General features: G+C 63.5%; 14 protein-coding genes and 1 pseudogene. All 15 read left to right on the top strand.

Features of this window, described 5'->3' with window-relative positions:
• The first annotated feature begins 5 nt into the window (after positions 1–5).
• Positions 6–1,682, top strand: a complete 1,677-nt coding sequence (gene mshL / locus C2U37_RS05840; protein ID WP_042880373.1) for a pilus (MSHA type) biogenesis protein MshL — start codon at positions 6–8, stop codon at positions 1,680–1,682.
• Positions 1,661–1,843: a hypothetical protein gene (locus tag C2U37_RS24550; protein WP_158656104.1), complete on the top strand. Its 183-nt coding sequence runs from the start codon at positions 1,661–1,663 to the stop codon at positions 1,841–1,843. Before mshL ends, C2U37_RS24550 begins: the two co-directional genes overlap by 22 nt.
• Positions 1,834–2,723 (top strand): annotated as a pseudogene (locus tag C2U37_RS05835) (ExeA family protein). The gene C2U37_RS24550 and the pseudogene C2U37_RS05835 overlap by 10 nt, the downstream one beginning before the upstream one ends.
• Positions 2,720–3,856: a tetratricopeptide repeat protein gene (locus C2U37_RS05830; RefSeq protein ID WP_103858945.1), complete on the top strand. Its 1,137-nt coding sequence runs from the start codon at positions 2,720–2,722 to the stop codon at positions 3,854–3,856. Before C2U37_RS05835 ends, C2U37_RS05830 begins: the two are co-directional and overlap by 4 nt.
• Positions 3,857–3,930: 74 nt before the next feature.
• A complete protein-coding gene (mshE, locus tag C2U37_RS05825; protein ID WP_104452008.1) occupies positions 3,931–5,643 on the top strand; it encodes an MSHA fimbrial ATPase MshE in 1,713 nt (570 codons plus the stop codon).
• Between the two features lie 47 nt (positions 5,644–5,690).
• Positions 5,691–6,911, top strand: a complete 1,221-nt coding sequence (locus C2U37_RS05820) for a type II secretion system F family protein (protein ID WP_104452007.1) — start codon at positions 5,691–5,693, stop codon at positions 6,909–6,911.
• 65 nt (positions 6,912–6,976) lie between these two features.
• Positions 6,977–7,435 (top strand): hypothetical protein, encoded by a 459-nt coding sequence (locus C2U37_RS05815; RefSeq protein ID WP_104452006.1) that lies wholly within the window; start codon positions 6,977–6,979, stop codon positions 7,433–7,435.
• 76 nt (positions 7,436–7,511) lie between these two features.
• The gene (locus C2U37_RS05810) at positions 7,512–8,171 is read left to right on the top strand and encodes a type II secretion system protein (protein WP_104452005.1); all 660 of its coding nucleotides are present in this window, start codon (positions 7,512–7,514) and stop codon (positions 8,169–8,171) included.
• Positions 8,172–8,189: 18 nt separating this feature from the next.
• Entirely contained in the window at positions 8,190–8,657 is a 468-nt protein-coding gene (locus C2U37_RS25235; protein WP_104452004.1) for a prepilin-type N-terminal cleavage/methylation domain-containing protein, read from the top strand.
• 60 nt (positions 8,658–8,717) lie between these two features.
• Entirely contained in the window at positions 8,718–9,188 is a 471-nt protein-coding gene (locus C2U37_RS05800; RefSeq protein ID WP_104452003.1) for a pilus assembly FimT family protein, read from the top strand.
• Positions 9,175–9,747 carry a prepilin-type N-terminal cleavage/methylation domain-containing protein gene (locus tag C2U37_RS05795; protein WP_104452002.1) on the top strand — a complete coding sequence of 191 codons (573 nt, stop codon included), beginning with the start codon at positions 9,175–9,177 and terminating at the stop codon, positions 9,745–9,747. The genes C2U37_RS05800 and C2U37_RS05795 overlap by 14 nt, the downstream gene beginning before the upstream one ends.
• The gene (locus C2U37_RS05790; protein WP_158656232.1) at positions 9,747–10,604 is read left to right on the top strand and encodes a PilW family protein; all 858 of its coding nucleotides are present in this window, start codon (positions 9,747–9,749) and stop codon (positions 10,602–10,604) included. The genes C2U37_RS05795 and C2U37_RS05790 overlap by 1 nt, the downstream gene beginning before the upstream one ends.
• Positions 10,594–11,061 (top strand): MSHA biogenesis protein MshP, encoded by a 468-nt coding sequence (locus C2U37_RS05785; RefSeq protein WP_233768457.1) that lies wholly within the window; start codon positions 10,594–10,596, stop codon positions 11,059–11,061. The genes C2U37_RS05790 and C2U37_RS05785 overlap by 11 nt, the downstream gene beginning before the upstream one ends.
• A gap of 25 nt (positions 11,062–11,086) precedes the next feature.
• The gene (locus tag C2U37_RS05780) at positions 11,087–15,424 is read left to right on the top strand and encodes a DUF6701 domain-containing protein (protein WP_104452001.1); all 4,338 of its coding nucleotides are present in this window, start codon (positions 11,087–11,089) and stop codon (positions 15,422–15,424) included.
• A gap of 216 nt (positions 15,425–15,640) precedes the next feature.
• The gene (locus tag C2U37_RS05775) at positions 15,641–16,681 is read left to right on the top strand and encodes a rod shape-determining protein (protein ID WP_005308111.1); all 1,041 of its coding nucleotides are present in this window, start codon (positions 15,641–15,643) and stop codon (positions 16,679–16,681) included.
• The last annotated feature ends 3 nt before the right edge of the window (positions 16,682–16,684 follow it).

Raw genomic sequence — 16,684 nt, 5'->3', positions numbered from 1 at the left:
ATAACATGAAAAAACACCCTTTTTGTCTGCTTCCCCTCGCGCTGGCGGTGGCGGGTTGCACTACCTATCGTCACCCCGAGCCGGTACAGGCCAAAGATGCACTCAAGCAGGCGATGAGCGAGCAGAGCCCGACCGCCCCCCTGACTTCCCTGCCGCCCTCGGTGCAGAGCGAGCTGTTGCAGCTCAATCGTCCCCAGCAGCCGATGACCATTCCCGAGAAGCGGATGCGCATCGCGGCCCATGACGTGGACGCGGTGGAGTTCTTCGGCTCCCTGTTCAAGGGCTCCCGCTACAGCGTGGCGGTCCATCCCGGTGTGGCGGGCGTCATTTCGGTAGAGCTCAAGGACGTGACCTTGCAGGAGGCGCTGGCGACCGTCGGCGACATGTACGGCTTCGACGTACAGCGCAAGGGCAACGTGTTCCACGTCTATCCCGCCGGTCTGCGCACCGAGACCATTCCGGTCAACTACCTGATGATGGCCCGGCGCGGTCTCTCCCGTACCTCGGTGAGCACAGGCGGGGTGACGGCCAACGACAACAACAATGGCAATAACAACAACTTCGACAACGGCCTGAACAACAGCGGCAACAACAACAGCCAGGGCAACACCGCCAGCGGTGACAACAACACCAACAGCAACGGCACCCGCATCGAGACGGACAGCAACAACGACTACTGGACCGATCTGCGGGATGCCCTGCAGACCCTGATCGGCACAGGGGAAGGGCGGGCCGTCATCACCAGTCCCCAGGCGGGCCTGGTCACGGTGCGTGCCTATCCCAAGGAGCTCAAGGCGGTGCGCGAGTTCCTGGACCAGTCCGGCGAACACCTCAAGCGCCAGGTGGTGCTGGAAGCGCGGATCCTGGAAGTGTCCCTCAACGAGGGTTACGAGCAGGGGGTGGACTGGAGCGGCCTCTCCGCAAGCTGGGACGGCGGCAAGGGCATCACGGGGGGCGGCTCCCTGCTGGACAGCCCCATCGCTTCGACCCCCAACCAGATCTTCCGGGCTCTGGGGGGCGGCGCCGGCTTCACCATCTCTGATGGCAACTTCAACGTCGCGGTCAGCCTGCTCAAGACCCAGGGGGATGTGAACACCCTCTCCAGCCCGCGCGTGACGGCCACCAACAACCAGAAAGCGGTGATCAAGGTGGGGACGGACGAATACTTCGTCACCAACGCCTCGACCACCACCACCACCTCGGGGACTTCGGCCCCCATCGTCACCCCGAACGTGGAGCTGACCCCCTTCTTCTCGGGGATAGCCCTGGACGTGACGCCCCAGATCGACGAGCAGGGCAAGGTATTGCTGCATATCCACCCCTCCGTCATCGATACCGAGGAGCAGAGCAAGACCATCAACGTCGGCACCGCCGATCCCCTGGTGTTGCCGCTGGCCAAGAGCTCCATCCGCGAGTCCGATACCGTGGTGCAGGCCAACAATGGGGACATCATCGTCATCGGTGGTCTGATGAAGACCGACAGGCAGGAGATTGTCAGCAAGGTGCCCCTGCTGGGTGACATCCCCTGGGTCGGCGAGGCCTTCACCAACCGCCGGGAGAGCAACCGCAAGGTGGAGCTGGTGATCCTGCTCAAGCCCACCGTGGTGGAAAAGGACACCTGGCAGAAAGAGCTGCAACGCTCCTCCGAGCTGCTCGACAAATGGTATCCCCCCAAGGGCTGATCCGGGATGACGCGCCTGTTGAGCACTCCTTCTCCCATGTGGCGGCGCCTCCCGGCTGCCGCCACTCTGCCCTGCCCGACGGCGGTGGCGCCATGTCGCTGATCCGGGGCTGTCTGCGGCTGCGCACCCGGGACTCTGGCCGGGAGGATGCATGTATCTGAGTCACTTCGGACTGCGGGAGGCCCCCTTCGGCCTGACCCCGAACACCGGTTTCTATTACGGCCTGCCCCCCCACGAGGAGGCCATGCAGGTGCTCAACTGGGCGCTCTCCCAGGGGGAGGGGTTCATCAAGGTGACCGGCGAGGTCGGCACCGGCAAGACCCTGCTCTGTCGCAAACTGCTGAGCGAGCTCGGCTCCGAGGCCTGCCCGGTGCGCCTGGCCTGGCTGCCCAACCCCCATCTCACTCCGGGGGAGCTGCGCACGGCCCTGGCCCTGGAGCTGGGGTTGACGCTGGCGGGGGAGAGCGAGCTGGATCTCACGGATCGTATTCACCGCCATCTGATCTCCCTGCATCGGCAGGGGAGTCGGGTGGTGGTGCTGATCGACGAGGCGCAGGCCCTGCCCGACGAGACTCTGGAGGCGATCCGGCTGTTTGGCAACCTGGAGACCGAATCCAGCAAGCTGCTGCAGATCGTGCTGTTCGGCCAGCCGGAGCTGGATAACCGACTCGGCAAACCCGTCTGCGCCAGCTGCGCCAGCGCATCGGCTTCTCCTACCGTTTGCGGCCGCTGCGGCTCGACGAGACCCGGGCCTATCTGGAGTACCGGCTGCAGGTGTCCGGCTATCGCGGGGCCGCCCTGTTCGATGGCCGCGCCCTGCGCAGGCTGTGGCGCGCATCCCGCGGCATTCCCCGCCTCATCAACATACTGGCGCAGAAGTGCCTGATGCTGGCCTATGGTCGCGGTGTGCGGCGGATCGACAGCGCCCTGGTCCGGCTCGCCATCCGGGATACCGATGATGTCCGCCGTGGCCGTCTCACCCTCTGGTGGCCCCTGTTGTTGTTGTTGGGCACCGCCCTGGCGTATGGAGTCTGGTCATGAGCGTGATCAATCAGATGCTGAAAGATCTGGATAGGCGTCAGCAAGAGGCCGAGGGAGCCGCCGTCTATGTGGCGCCGGTGCGCCAGCAAGGCTGGTGGATGCTGGTGCTGACCCTGCTGTGTACCCTGGCCCTGGGGATCCTCGGCTGGCGCACCTGGATCTTCTGGCAGCAGAGCCTGCGAGCCTCCCTGCCAGCGGCGCAGGTCGAGGCCCCCCGCACCGCCCCTGCGGTGGCGCCATCCGCGCCCCTGGCGGTGGTGGCCACCACGCAGGCGGTCTCCTCTGCTGCGCCAGTGGCAAAGGTGCCCGCCGCCAGTGCCGAGTCGACCGCCGCGAGAGTGGCCCCCTCCGCAGCCGAGCAGGCTCCGGCCGATGAGGCCGTGCTCGCCGATGAGGGCAATCCGGAGGAAGCGCTGGGGGACGAGACGATCCCGAGCGACGAGGAGCTGCAGCCGGACCTCTATGCCGAGCTGGCCGCGGAGCAGAGCGCCGAAGAGGCGCCTGCACCCGCCGCGCCGCGCAAACCCGGGATCCTGAAGATCGAGACGGTGGAACTCTCCGACGCCGAGCTGGCCACCCTGGCCGAGCGCAAGGCGACCACGGCCATGGCCAAGGGACGGATGCAGGAGGCGCAGGATGGCTACTACGAGGTGCTGGCCCACGATCCCCACAACCAGGGGGCGCGGGAACAGCTGGCGGGCCTGCTCTATGGCGCCGGACGGCTGACCGAGGCCGCCCAGGTGCTGGAAGAGGGGCTGAGGCTGGATCCCGCGCAGGCGGACCTGCGTCTGCTGCTGGCCCGTGTGGCCATCAGCGTAGGGGATCGGCAGAAGGCGCTGGATTGGCTCACCGGCTATCAGCCCGATATTGCCAGCAATCTGGATTATTACGCCACCTGGGCCGGCCTTGCCCAGGAGCTGGGGCAGCCTGTCCAGGCGTCCGAGATGTACGTCAGGCTGTTGCGCCAGCAGCCAGATCAGGGGCGCTGGTGGCTGGGACTGGGGGTGGCGGAGGATGGTCAGGGACACCGTCAGCGGGCACTGGATGCCTATCGCAATGCCCAGTTGCACGGCAATCTGGGGGAGGCCTCCACCCAATGGCTCGAACAACGAATTGGCCAACTGACCCATTGATTAAAGCGGCAGTTCGATGAGCCCATGCCATCGGACCAGGCAGCGGGCGTGAAGCAACAGAGATCGGAGCAACAATGGCACAACCCAGACTGAAAATGCGCCTAGGCGACCTGCTGGTACAGGAACAGATCATCTCGGATGATCAGCTGCAGCTCGCCCTGCAGCAGCAGCGCCAGACCGGCCGCAAGCTGGGGACCACCCTCATCGATCTCGGCTTCATCAGCGAGGTGCAACTGCTGACCTTCCTCGCCCGTCAGCTGGATGTGCCCTTCTTCGATCTCAACAACCTCACCATCGACGTCTCGGCCGTGGCGCTGTTGCCCGAGGTACAGGCGCGCCGCTACCGGGCGCTGGCCGTCAACCTGAGCGACGACAAGGTCACCGTGGTGATGTCGGATCCGGCGGATCTGAGCGCCCTCGACGCCATCGCTGCCCTGCTCAGCCCGCGGGAGCTGGTGCTGGCCGTGGCCCGTGAAGGCCAGCTGCTGGAGTATTTCGACCGCCTCTATCGCCGCACCCGGGAGATAGAGAACTTCGCGGTGCAACTGCACGAAGAGCACCAGGAGACCGGCTTCGAGCTGGGGGCCGGCAGCCTCAATGCCGCAGCCGACGAGGGGGAGGCGACGGTGGCCAAGCTGCTGCGCTCCCTGTTCGAGGACGCGGTACAGGTGGGGGCCTCCGACATCCATATCGAACCGGACGAGAAGGTGCTGCGCATTCGCCAGCGTATCGACGGCGTGCTGCACGAGAACATCCTCAACGAGGTGCGCATCGCCCAGGCGCTGGTGCTGCGCCTCAAGCTGGTGGCCGGGCTCGACATCTCCGAGAAGCGTCTGCCCCAGGATGGCCGCTTCAACATGAAGGTGCGCGGCCGCGATGTGGATGTGCGGATGTCCACCATGCCGGTGCAGTATGGCGAGTCCGTGGTGATGCGGCTGCTGGATCAATCCTCCGGCATCTTGTCGCTCGCCGAGACCGGGATGCCACCCGCCATCCTGACCCGCTTCCGCCGTCAGCTCAAACGCCCTCACGGCATGATCCTGGTGACGGGCCCGACCGGCAGCGGCAAGACCACGACGCTCTACGGCGCCCTCTCCGAGCTCAACCAGGCCAGCCACAAGATCATCACGGTGGAAGACCCGGTGGAGTACCGTCTGCCCCGCATCAGCCAGGTGCAGGTCAATCCCAAGATAGGGCTCACCTTCTCCCAGGTGCTGCGCTCCACCCTACGCCAGGATCCGGACATCCTGCTGGTGGGGGAGATGCGGGACAACGAGACGGTGGAGATCGGCCTGCGCGGCGCCATCACGGGTCACCTGGTGCTGACCACCTTGCACACCAACGACGCCGTGACCAGTGCTCTGCGTCTCATCGACATGGGGGCGCCCGGCTATCTGGTGGCGAGCGCCCTGCGGGCCGTGGTGGCCCAGCGCCTGGTGCGGCGGGTGTGTGAACACTGCGCCTGCGAGACGGCGCCGGACGAGGGGCAGGCCACCTGGCTCTCGGTGCTCTCCGGTGAAGCGCCGGGCCAGCATCGCTATCACAAGGGGCGGGGCTGCCAGAGCTGCAACTTCACCGGCTATGCGGGCCGGATCGGGGTCTACGAGCTGCTGGAGCTGGATCAATCCATGATGGATGCCCTGCGCCGCAACGATGCCGAGGGGTTTGCCCGGGCGGCACGGGCGCACGAGCACTACCGCCCCCTGGCCCTGACGGCGCTCGACTATGCCCGCGAGGGGATCACCTCGGTGGACGAGGTGCTTCGGCTGGCCGAGGACCTGGGGTAACGCATGAGGCATCTGGATCGTACTGAATCACTCTGCCGGGGTCGCCCATGAACCGTTTTGCCTACAAGGGGCGTGACAGCCAGGGCCAGGCCGTCAGCGGTGTGGTGGAAGCGGTGAGCGAGCTGGCCGCCGCCGAGCAGCTGATGCGCCGCGGGGTGATGCCCACCGAGCTGAAGGCCGGCAAGGCCAGGTCTGCCAGCATCGACTGGTCGCTGCTGCTGGAAGGGAGCGTCAAGCTGGAAGAGCTGGTGGTCTTCAGCCGCCAGATGTATGCCCTGACCCGGGCAGGCATTCCCATCCTGCGCGCCATCGCGGGGCTGGAGGAGAGCGCCCACAGCAAGCCCCTCAAGCGGGCGCTTCACGCCCTGGGGGAGGATCTGGCCAACGGCCGGCCGCTGTCGAGCGCGATGCAGTCGCACCCGAAGGTATTCAGCAGCCTCTTCGTGGCCATCATCCACGTAGGGGAGAACACGGGTCAGCTGGAGGAGGCCTTCCTGCAGCTCGCCAACTATTTCGATCTGGAGCTGGAGACCCGCAAGCGGATCAAGACCGCCATGCGCTACCCCACCTTCGTGCTGATTGCCATCGCCGTCGCCATGGTGATCCTTAATATCATGGTGATCCCCGTCTTTGCCGGGATGTTTGCCAAGTTCGGGGTGGAGCTGCCGCTGGCGACCCGGATCCTGCTGGCCACCTCCCACTTCTTCGTTCACTACTGGTGGCTGCTGCTCGCCATCCTGGTGGGCGCCGTCGTCGGCTGGCGACGCTGGGTCGCCACCACCAAAGGCAGGCTGACCTGGCACAGATGGCAGCTGCGGCTGCCCATCGTCGGCTCCATCATAGAGCGCTCCCTGCTTGCCCGTTTTGCCCGCAGCTTCTCCATGATGCTCAAGGCCGGCGTGCCGCTCAACACGGCGCTGACCCTGGTGGCCGATGCGGTCGACAATGCCTGGATGGCGGGGCAGATCCGCGACATGCGGGGCGGCATCGAGCGGGGGGAGAGCCTGCTGCGCACCGCCGGCACCAGCGGCCTCTTCACCCCTCTGGTGATGCAGATGATCGCGGTGGGGGAGGAGACCGGTCAAGTGGACGAGCTGCTGCACGAAGCGGCCGAGTATTACGAGCGTGAAGTGGATTATGACCTCAAGAGCCTCACCGCCCGCATCGAACCCATCCTCATCGGCATAGTGGCGGTCATGGTACTGGTGCTGGCGCTGGGTATCTTCACTCCCATGTGGGACATGATGAGAGCGGTGCGCGGCCAGTAGGCAGTATCTTCACGGTCATCCGGATGCCGCCCGTGCCGGGCACAGAGAACAAGGTATGAAAGAGCATGAGCAGACAGTCCGAGCAGGATGAGCGCTGGCTGGGAGGCTACAGGCGGTTGATCGCCTGCATCCTGCTGCTGGTAATCCTTGCCACCCTGGCCCTGAGCTATCGCAATCACAGGGAAGAGGCGCTGGCCATCAGCGCCAGCCTGCTCGGTGAGCAGTTTGCACAGCGGGCCCAGCGCCTGCACGGACGCTGGCTCGACGAGCGGCGTCCGTCGGTGCTCCATGCCGAGGGCACAGCCTGGCAGTTCGATGAGCGGGGCTGGCCTCTGGCGGTGTTGCCGCGCCAGTCGCCATCGGCCGATTGCCGTCAGCTCTGGCTCGCCCTGCTGGGGCACGATGAGGGGCTTTCGTCCTGGCAGGCCCTTGCCAGCGAAGGGGGCGGCGGGTGTGAATTCGGCCAGGAAGGGCACTGGCTGCACTACAGCTTCACCAATGGCCGGGTGGTGGCCCTCCCCTGATTGGGTGCTTCAAGTATTTCATTGACATGATTTTTTTCTATCCGCATGAAATAATGCGGACCATTACGGAGGCAGCATGGCAGCAAAGAGAGTGAGACCCGTTCGGGCGCTTGGCCGGATGGCCGGTTTTTCCCTGATTGAGCTGGTGATCGTCATCGTGATCCTGGGGATCCTGGCCGTCACCGCCTTGCCCCGTTTTCTCGATGTGACCGACGAGGCGAAGAAGGCGAGCGTGGAAGGGGTGTCCGGCGGTTTTGCCACCGGGGTGTCCCTGGTGCGGGCCCAGTGGGAGGCCGAAGGGCGTGCCAGGCAGGATGGGCTCAACACCGTGCTCTATGACGGCTCGCGTTTCTATCTGACCACGCCGACCGACAGCCAGGTCAGCAATGGCGAGCTCTCTCCCGGGTATCCCATGGACACGGCGGCGAGCGGCGCTCCCGATGTGGACCCGGCCAATCTGACGGCGGCCCGCTGTCTCAATATTTGGGAGGGCTTGTTGCAGAATCCTCCCAAGGCGACCGCCAACTTTGACGAGGTACGCGGTAGCGGCAATGACCTGAAGTTCTATGCCACGGTGAGCAACAATGGACTGGATTCGGTCTGCCGTTACTATCTGGTCAACAGCCTGAGCAAGGGAAGTGATGGGCGCTATCAGGACCCGCAAGGGAGCACGGATGAGTTCATGAGTTTCAGTTACCGCCCGGCCTCCGGCCAGGTGACTACCAATATCAATTGATAAACAGAGGAAAACGTAATGAAGAAGCAAGCGGGTTTTACCCTGATCGAACTGGTGATCGTGATCATCATCCTGGGCATTCTGGCGGTCACCGCCGCGCCCAAGTTCCTGAATCTGCAGGATGATGCCAAGGCGGCTGCGGCACAGGGTGTACAAGCTGCACTGCAAAGTGCTTCTGGTCTGGTGTACAGCAAGGCTGCCTTGGAAGGTGTTGAGGCATCCTCTACCGTTAAGAATGTCTCTGTTGCTGGCGGTACTGTCACCACTCTGTTTGGTTACCCGACTGCAAATGCTGACGGTATTGTGAAAGCGGTCAGCCTGGACGGTTGGGCGATCAGTGGCGCGGGTTCTACCGACGCTGGTGGTATCGCAAAGTTCTATCCGACAAATACCAAGGGTGATGGTTGCTATGTTGTCTATACCGCAGCCACCTCCACCTCTACAGCGACTGCCGCTGTGTCAGGTTCTTTGGCAACCTGTAAATAACGTCTAAATGAACGGGGCATCTTAAGTTGCCCCGTTCATTTTTCATTTAATAGGGTCTTTATGCAGAAGGGTTTCACCCTGATTGAACTGGTGATCGTGATCCTGTTGCTCGGGATTCTGGCCGCCTTTGCCGTGCCGAAATGGCTGGGCAAAGGCGGCTTTGAAACCCATACCCTGCGTGACGAGCTGGTGGCCCGGCTGCGGCTGGTGCAGACCATGAACATGCAGGAAGGGGACGCGCGCTGCACCCAGCTGGTGCTGGAGGCGGGGCGCTTTGGCCATCTGACCGGGGCGAGCTGTGCGCCTGCCCCCATTTCAGGCTGGCGTGGGAATGAGCAGAGTCGCGGGCGCCTGGTTCAGGCGTCCGGCAACCTGCAATTCTCTCCTCAGGGGACATTCCATTTCGACAAGCGCAGCGGCAGGCCCCTGTGGCCAGGCTGCATCAACGGCTGCGAACTGGCTGTCAGCAGCGGCCAGGAGAGTGCCCGGCTGCGCATCGAGCCGGAAGGCTATATCCATGCGCTCCCCTAAGGCGCGTCGCGGCTTCACCCTGGTCGAGTTCGTGGTCGGCATCGTGCTGCTGGCCGTGGCGCTCACCGGCATCCTGGGGCTGCTTATCAATCAGGCTCCCCAGGCGGTGGATCCGGTGCAGCAGGTACGCGCCGCCCAGCTCGCCCAGCGCATCCTCGGCGAGATGCTGGAAAAGTCTTTCGACGAGCATTCCGATCACAACGGCGGCCGTTTTCGCTGTGGCGAGACGGCCGGTGTGCCCGCCTTTACCTATCCCCCCTGCACGGCGAGCGCCGACTATGGCCCCGATGGTGGCGAGACCCGCCCCTACACGTTCAACGACGTGGACGATTTCGACACGGCAGGCCGCTGGGTGGACGCCAGCTACTTTACCCAGGCCTCGGCCGCGAGCAGCGAGGAGGAGTATCGGCGCTACCAGGTGAAGATCGTGGTGGTGCCGGATACCCTCTTTGGCAGCGCGGGGGAGGGGGCCGAGTCCATCGGCAAGCGCATCACCTTGACCGTGCGCCTGCCGGACGGGAGCGAGCTGGTCTTCGGCCTCTATCGGGGGAACTACTGATGGGCAAGCCACATTCCCGTGATGCCGCGTGGGAACACCCATGTGCCAGACTCGCCTGTTACCGCGTCCGACCCGGGCGTGAGGGGGGCTTCACCCTGGTGGAGCTGGTGATGGTGATCCTGCTGCTCGGGGTGATGGCGACATTTTCCAGCCAGTTTATCGGCATCGGCACCCAGATCTACGGAGATGCCAGCCGCCGCGAGCAGCTGATGAGCGATGCCCGTTTCGCCCTGGAGCGGCTCAATCGCGAGGTGCGTGACGCCGTCCCCGGTTCGGTGCGGGTCGAGGACGAAGGGGGCGGTGCCCAGGAGCAGGGGGCCTGTCTGCGGTTCTGGCCCATCGCTACCGCTGGCCGCTACCTGGAGACGGCGAGCAGCACCGTGCTTCGCATCGTCGAGCCTGTCACCATGCCGGCAAAGGAAGATACGGCCATCATCTATCCGCTGCCTGACACGACCTCTGGCAGTACCATCACGCTGGACAAGGGGTGTGTGCAGGGGAGTTGCACTGCCAGAGTGACCGAGGTAGGAACTCCCGTCTCCGGGGCCGTGCCGCTGACCCTGGCTGGTGCGCTCGCCAAGGACTCGCCGGGCCAGCGCATCTATTTTGCGAATCAGCAGGTGCTCTATTGCGTGAGAGGGGGCAACCTCTGGCGCATGGCCAAGTCCCTCGACGACACCCTGAGCAGCAGCGAGACCACCCGGTTGATGGCCGAGCATATCCGCCCCGCGCGCTATTACTTCTATCGGGAACCAGCCGCCTTCAACCAGAGCGAGGTGGGGCTGCGGCTGGAGTTCGAGCAGCGCGACGAGCGCGTCGTCTTCCACCACAAGCTGGAAACCCTCAATGCGCCCTGACACTCCCACCATGGTGAGGTCCCAGCGGGGCAGCGCCATCCTGATCGCGCTCTTTGTCATCGTCATCATGGCCCTGCTGGCGGCGGCCATGGGGCGTTTCCTGGTGGACAGCAGCGAGAAGCATACGGTGGAGGTGCGCGGCGTGCGTGCCCTGATGGCGGCCCAGAGCGGTCTGGAAGTTGCACTGTACCGACTCTATCCCAATGGGGAGTGGCAGGGGCAGGCCAGCCGGTGCGTCCCCGTGGCGCTCGACTTCACCGAGCCCGGGCTTGCCGGGTGTCAGGCCAGCATCACCTGCAACAGGGTGACGGTGAGTGCGGCCGGCGGGACCCAAACTGGATACCGATTCAGCAGTGAAGGGCGCTGTGGCCAGCCCGATGCCGGCAGTGGCCCGAACCCCGATTTTGCCGTCAGCCGCACCCTGGTGGCGGAAGCCTTTGATGGAGCGACGCCATGAGCCCCCTGCCAAGGAGCCAGACCCCATGAAGTCCAGCCAGCCTCTTCGCGGCGCCCTGTTGTGGATCTTGCTGGGATCCACCTCGGTGCAGGCCGCCAGCCAGTGTACCGAAGCCTTCCTCTTCCCGGTGCAGAGCCACGCCTCCCCCGGCGTGCTGAGCATGAACAATGAAAGCAAGATCATCAGCACCACTGTGGGGGCCAGTTACCCCTTCCTGACCAAAAACATCCAGCCCAACGCCAACTGCAACAACGGTGGTTTCTGGAACAACGGCACCTGGGTCTCCAATTGCAACGTCAGCGGCGCCCTTGCCAGCCCGCTCAAGGATGTGACCTTCATCAGCGACCCCGACGCGTTTCCGGCCAACCCGGGGGGCTTCCCCTCCTACAGCGGGAAAAATGATCTCGCTTGCGACGGGGCCATCTCTCCTGCTGCCGGTGACTACAAGAACGCCTCGTGGGGGGGCAACAGCTGCGTGGCGACCCTGAAATCGGGCCAGACCTATCGCTTCGATACCTTGTCTATCAGCGAAGGGGCGATGATCAACCTCAACGGTGCGACCGTCTATGCCCAGAAGATGACCATCAAGAATGGTTACAACAGTGGCGTCACCGGGTCGGGAGACCTTCATGTGAACGATCTGACGGTGACTGGTCAGGGCAAGCTCAATGACGCCAGGGTCACCGTCTACAGCACCCTTGAGGTCTCGGGCAATGGCAATACCGGGACTGCCGTCTTCCAGCCGCACTACCTGGACAAGGTCACCATGGAGGTCTCAGCCAGTGGCCAGAGCGTGCTCATGGGGGCAGGGGACTGGTTCATCAAAAGCCTGGGGATGAAGAGCAACAGTGCCATGACCTTCCAGGGGCAGAGCTCTCTGGCCGTCTATGGGCTCAAGATGGAAAACGAGAGCCGGATCTCCGCCGCAGGGAGTCGCAGCGACCTGACGCTCCTGCTTCACCAGACCCTGGAGGTGAGTGGCAACGGCACCCTCAACGGGTATCTGCAGGCCAGCTACCTCAAGACGTTCAAACACCAGAGCACCTCCAACATCAATTTCTACTTCCGTGGCGGCAACCACTGGATAGACAAGATGGAGCTCGGCCAGAACGACAAGCTGATCTTTGACAGCGGCAGTGCCGCGAGGTTGTACATCAAGAGCGATCTGGCCCTGAGCGACCAGATGGAGGTCAATGCCGGGGGCAAGGCCAACGACCTGATGATGTATCACTTCGGCAAGGTCACCATGAGCGGCAATACCAAGCTCAACGCCATTATCTATGTGAACGCCGGGGATCTGGCCATGAGTGGCCAGGCCGTGCTGACCGGCGCCGTGTCGGCGGTGAACGTCTCCATGACCAACAACAGCAAGGTGATCCACGAGCCCTTCAACGGCGACTGGCCGGGCATGTGTGAAGACCCACTGACCTGTTTCAGCGACGACTTCTCCGCCAGCACCCTTGGCAGCGACTGGGTGGTGGCTCAACGCAATGGCAGCACCTTGCCCTCTTTGCAAAACGGTCGCCTGCGGCTGACCCAGAATACGACCAACCAGGCCACCTCTGCGACCTTCCAGCGCCTCTTCCCGGGGGCCAGCAATCTGGTGACTATCGAGTTCGATCAGTATGCCTACAAGACCTCCGGCTCGAGCGGGGCGGACGGGATGGCGGTGGTGCTCTCCGATGCGACGATCACGCCCCAGCCCGGCGCCTTCGGTGGCCCGCTGGGTTATGGCTTCAAGACCGGGATCAGCGGTTTTGCCGGTGGCTGGATGGGGGTCGGTATCGACGAATACGGCAACTATGCCAACGAGGGGGGCTCCTATAATCCCGGGTCTCGTCCTCAGGCCGTTTCCATTCGTGGCTCCGGTGCCAGTTCGGGGACCTCGGGCTATCGCTATCTGGCGGGAACGGCGAGCAACCTGAGCCCGGCAGTGGACAGCGGAACCAATGGCAACCGCCCCCATCGTTACCGCATCACCATTGACTCGCGCACTGCCGGCAGTTCACTTGCGTCGGTTGAGCGGAACACGGGTTCGGGTTACACCATGCTGGTGGGGCCCATCAATATGGTGAACCAGACGGGGCAGGCGGCGGTGCCCGCCAACTTCCTGCTGTCGCTCACCGGCTCCACCGGTTCTGTGACGAACTACCACGAGCTCGACAACGTCCGGATCTGCGCCCTCAAATCCAATCCGGTGGGGACCCAGATCGATCACTTCGAGTTCGATCACTCCGGTCAGGCCCTGACCTGCAACCCCGAGACTCTGACCATTCGGGCCTGCGCCAACGCCAGTTGCAGCCAGCTGTTCACGGACCCGGTGAGCGCCATCCTGACCCCCCTGAAGAATGGCAGCAACGGCTGGATAGCCGGCAGCCAGGTGAGCTACAACGGCAACACCGCCACCGTCAATTTCAGCGGCGGCACGACCACCTTGCAGATACGCAACAATCTGGCGACGGCCATCACAGTGGGAGTGAGCGGCTCGACGCCGTCCACCAAACCCCTGAGCACCACCCTGTGCCGCGCCGGCAGTGGTGCCCTGAGCGCCGCCGCCTGTACCTTGAGCTTCGCCGACAGCGGCTTCGTGTTCGATGTGCTGGATACCCTGGCCAACAGGCCCCAAGATGTAGTGATCAGTGCCGTCAAAAAGGACAATGCGACCCAGCAGTGTGTCCCCGGTTTTACCGGTGAGCGTTCGGTCGGCTTCTGGGGAACGTATGTCACCCCGAATGACAATTCGGCCGGGAGTCAGATGGCGATAGATGGCAAGACGATTTCGACTTATGCCGCCAATGTAGTCTCGCCAGCGGCGACAACCCTCAATTTGACCTTCGATGGTCAAGGCAAGGCGACGTTGAAGAGTGTTCGCTATCCGGATGCGGGTCAGATGCGGCTTAATGCCCGCCACGATGGCAGCGGTGATACCGCAGGACTGGTGATGACAGGGTCGGATCTCTTCGTCAGCCGCCCGGTGGGGCTCTGCATCACGCCCACCCAGGGGGCCTGCGCGGCAGGTGATATCACCTGCCCTGTGTTCAAGAGGACGGGAGACAGCTTCTCGCTCAATATCCAGGCCATGGCGTGGCAGAGCGACAGCGATAGGGATATCTGCACCGGCAATGGCACCACCCCCAACTTCGTGTTGTCCGACATCGCCCTGACCAGCGAGCTGGTGGCCCCTCAGGGGGGCGTGGCCGCCCAGGTCACTCCGACCAAGTACAGCCACGTTGCAGCCAGTGCCGGCCTCAATACCCCCGCCCTCAGTCTCAACGAGGTCGGGGTCTTCAGGATCAAGGCGACGCCACCGGTGGCAACGTCGCCAGAGGGAAGCACAGTATCAACGGGCTATTTCGGTTACACCATCCCTCCCGCCACCAGCGTGCCGCTGGGGCGCTTCGTACCCTGGGACTTCAACATGACGAGCGGCATCGTCACCCCGGCCTGCGGCGGTTTCAGCTATATGAGCCAGCCATTCGGGGTACAGACGGTGGTGGAGGCGCGCAACAAGGAAGGGAGTGTCACGAGGAACTACCGTGATGCCTTTGCCAGGGGGGCCCTCACCCTGGTGGCCGCCAACAATCAGGACGGGGTGGACAGATCCAATCGGCTGGCGCCGCTGGCCGCCAGCTGGACCGAAGGAACAGGCAAGCAGTCAGGTCAAACCCGCTTTATGCGGCTGCGCGAACTGACCCCTAGCCTGACCGCACCGGAAGAGCCCTTGCCGCTCCTGCGACTAGGGCTCAGAGTAACGGACGGTGAGACTCCTGAGACCAGCTTCCTCAGCGGACGGAACATGAATCCGTCCGTCAGCGGCACTTGCCAGAGCGGGGTGAACTGCACCGCCAAACAGCTCTCCATTCCGAAGGGATCGGACGATACCATGATCGCCTACTACGGCCGGCTGCTCGCCAGCACCCGTCAGGGGGTCGATAGCGCCCCGCTGGCGCTGCCCCTGCAGGTGCAATATTTCGAAGGGGGCCTGTGGCGAGCCAATTCGCAAGATATCTGTACCCAGATCTCCCTGGCGGGAGGTGGTATCGTCTTTACCGATGCGGAGCAACGCTATGACTCCGCGACGGGGGATCTGATCCTCAAAGACGGTACCCGCATTCGCCTTGGTCTCGGCAATGTGGCTCCGGGCGGTACTCAGGTCGGTTTCGATGCAGGCGAGACCTGGTTCCACTTCGCGCCACCCAATCAGGCGGTGCGCATTCCCTATCGGATCGTGCTGGAGCAACAGCCATCCCAACCCGTCTGGTTGGCGGATCCCGCCACGGCGGATCACCTGTTGGGAGAGGCCATTTTTGGCCGGGATCGGGGTAATGACAGAATTATTTATCGCCGCGAAGTGATGCCCTGACACCCGGGCCGACACGGGGAGATAGACGCATTGCTGTACAGTGGCGTCTTATCTCCTTGTTTCGTAGTGTTTGTCGGCCTGAGCGGGTGAGTGATGACTCGCATTTTTGTCGCGCCTGATTGATTGGCGACAGTTTGAGCGCTTGCCCATTGGGGTGGGCATTGGTAAAGTTAGCCGGTTTTCTGCACCTCAAAATTCTTAGGATTTCCCGTAGCCATGTTCAAAAAGCTCAGAGGCGTCTTTTCCAACGATCTGTCGATCGACTTGGGAACTGCCAACACCCTGATCTATGTAAAAGATCAAGGGATCGTCCTTAACGAACCCTCAGTTGTCGCCATTCGCCAAGAGCGCGGGAACGCCAAATCGGTCGCTGCTGTCGGTCATGCCGCCAAGCAGATGCTGGGTCGTACCCCGGGTAACATCTCCGCCATTCGCCCGATGAAAGACGGCGTGATAGCCGATTTCTACGTGACCGAGAAGATGCTGCAGCACTTCATCAAACAGGTTCACGACAACAACTATTTCCGCCCCAGCCCGCGCGTGCTGGTGTGCGTGCCCTGCGGCTCCACCCAGGTGGAACGTCGCGCCATCAAGGAATCCGCTCTGGGCGCCGGCGCCCGCGAGGTTTACCTGATAGATGAACCCATGGCTGCCGCCATCGGTGCCGGCCTGCCGGTCTCCGAAGCGACCGGTTCCATGGTGGTGGACATCGGTGGCGGTACCACCGAAGTGGCCATCATCTCCCTGAACGGCGTGGTCTACTCCCAGTCCGTCCGTATCGGTGGCGACAAGTTCGACGAAGCCATCATCAGCTACGTCCGTCGCAACTACGGCAGTCTGATCGGGGAAGCCACCGCCGAGCGCATCAAGCACGAGATCGGCTCCGCCTATCCGGGCGAAGAGGTGCGCGAGATCGAAGTGCGCGGTCGCAACCTGGCCGAGGGTGTGCCCCGCAGCTTCACCCTGAACTCCAACGAGATCCTGGAAGCGCTGCAAGAGCCGCTCTCCGGCATCGTCTCCGCCGTCATGGTGGCCCTGGAGCAATCCCCGCCCGAGCTGGCGTCCGACATCTCCGAGCGCGGCATGGTGCTGACCGGTGGTGGTGCCCTGCTCAAGGACATCGACCGTCTGCTGATGGAAGAGACCGGCATCCCGGTCGTCGTGGCTGAAGATCCCCTCACCTGTGTCGCCCGTGGCGGTGGCAAGGCGCTGGAGCTGATCGATATGCACGGTGGCGATCTGTTCCACTACGAATAAGAC

It is taken from the genome of Aeromonas sp. ASNIH1, from assembly GCF_002934285.1.
In the GTDB taxonomy this organism is placed as follows: Bacteria; Pseudomonadota; Gammaproteobacteria; order Enterobacterales; family Aeromonadaceae; genus Aeromonas; species Aeromonas caviae.
Note: the sequence above shows the minus strand (reverse complement) of the source record. Positions and strands in the feature narration are given on the sequence as shown.